Origin of the sequence: Sphingomonas sp. CCH9-E2 (assembly GCF_001557215.1) — a bacterium.
Lineage (GTDB): Bacteria > Pseudomonadota > Alphaproteobacteria > Sphingomonadales > Sphingomonadaceae > Sphingomonas.
This window is the reverse complement of the sequence record NZ_LSJM01000381.1, coordinates 1-1,605: the sequence shown is the minus strand read 5'-3', so window position 1 is coordinate 1,605 and position 1,605 is coordinate 1. Positions and strand designations below refer to the sequence as shown.

The window sequence follows — 1,605 nt, the reverse complement described above, 5'->3', positions numbered from 1 at the left end:
GTCCTGAACCCAGCGCAGCTTGCGGAAATAGTTCGAGTAGCAGACCTCAAACGAGGGCGAGCACGCCACAGGGCGCGGCTCGATCACCACGTCCAGCGTCCGACCCTGCATGAAGGTATCGACCGCCTGGCGCGCGCTGACGGCGCGTTCCTGGCCATAGGCGGGCGCGAGCGCGGCCAACCCCGCGATGCCCGCAACCGCGATCGTCATGCTCCGCGCGAATCCTCCCGCCACGTCCGCTCTCCCCCTTTGGACCTCTTGCAGTTTTCTCATCGCATCTTCGACACTTGGCAACAGACGAGTTGGTCGCCTGGAGCAAAGGTAGCGCGTGCGCGCACGTGCAGCTAATGGGGCGTGATGACTCCGACCGACCTTCGCGTTGCGCTGTTCAGCGGCAACTATAATTATGTGCGCGACGGCGCGAACCAGGCGCTGAACAAGCTGGTGCGCCATTTGCTCGATGCTGGCGTAACGGTGCGCGTCTATTCGCCGACCGTCGAAAAGCCCGCGTTTGAGCCGGAGGGCGATCTGGTCAGCGTGCCAGCCTTTGCCATGCCCGGTGGGCGCGGCGAGTATAAGGTCGCGCTGGGCCTGCCGCGCGCGCCGCGGGAGGATCTGGAGGCGTTTGCACCGAACCTGGTCCATGTTTCCGCACCCGAATTTCTGGGCCATGCCGCGGTGGCGTGGGCGCGCAAGCAGGGCATTCCGGTGGTCGCGTCGCTGCACACGCGGTTCGAAACCTATCCGCGTTACTATGGGCTGGGCTTTGTCGAGCCGTGGCTGATCCGGCGGCTGAAGCGCTTTTACAACCGGGTCGATCGGGTGATGGTGCCGGGCCAGTCGATCGCCGATCTGATCCAGAGCTGGGGCGTGACCACGCCGATCGGCATCTGGTCGCGCGGGGTGGATCATGCACGGTTCAATCCGCAGCGGCGCGACCTGGAGTGGCGGCGCGGGCTGGGGATTGCCGATGATGTTCCCGCCATCGGCTTCCTCGGGCGGCTGGTGCTGGAAAAGGGGCTCGACATCTTTGCCGAGGTCGCGCGCGAGCTGACCCGGCGCGGGGTGCCGCACAAGGTGCTGGTGGTCGGCGAAGGTCCGGCGCGGGAATGGTTCGCGGGACAGGTGCCCGAGGCGATCTTTACCGGGTTCCAGTCGGGCGATGCGCTCGGCCGCGCGGTCGCGTCGATGGACGTGTTCTTCAACCCGTCGATCACCGAGACGTTCGGTAATGTGACGTCGGAAGCGATGGCGTGCGGCGTGCCGGTGGTTGCCGCGCGCGCGACCGGAGCGATGGATCTGGTGGTCGAGGGCGAGACCGGCTTTCTGGTCCCGCCGCGCGACGTTGCCGCCTATGCCGACGCGATCGAGCGGCTGGCGCGCGACGCGGACATGCGCGCGCGGTTCGGGGCGCTGGGGCACCAGCGGATGCAGGCGCAGGTGTGGCCGCAAGTGAACCAGGCGGTGCTGGATGCGTATCTTGAGGTGATGAGGGGGCGGTGATCATTCCTCCCCTGCACCGCAGGGGAGGTGGCATCGCGCAGCGATGACGGAGGGGGCGTAGCTGCGATCAGCGATATGCCGGGGGCATATCGCAGCAGCGGA

Annotated in this window: 2 protein-coding genes; one reads left to right on the top strand and one right to left on the bottom strand. The window is 66.9% G+C overall.

All coding sequences use genetic code 11. The features are described from left to right. Positions 1-210, bottom strand: a 210-nt coding sequence (locus AX681_RS17520) for a hypothetical protein (protein WP_156456131.1), incomplete at its 3' end; no start/stop codon positions are given. 147 nt (positions 211-357) lie between these two features. On the opposite strand from AX681_RS17520, the gene AX681_RS17515 reads away from it, so the two are divergent. Then, a complete protein-coding gene (locus AX681_RS17515) occupies positions 358-1,503 on the top strand; it encodes a glycosyltransferase family 4 protein (RefSeq protein ID WP_066656232.1) in 1,146 nt (381 codons plus the stop codon). Positions 1,504-1,605 lie beyond the last annotated feature (102 nt).

Excerpts from the sequence above, each read along its gene's own strand:
- AX681_RS17515 (WP_066656232.1), top strand. The coding sequence starts at position 358 with ATGACTCCGACCGACCTTCGCGTTGCGCTGTTCAGCGGCAACTATAAT.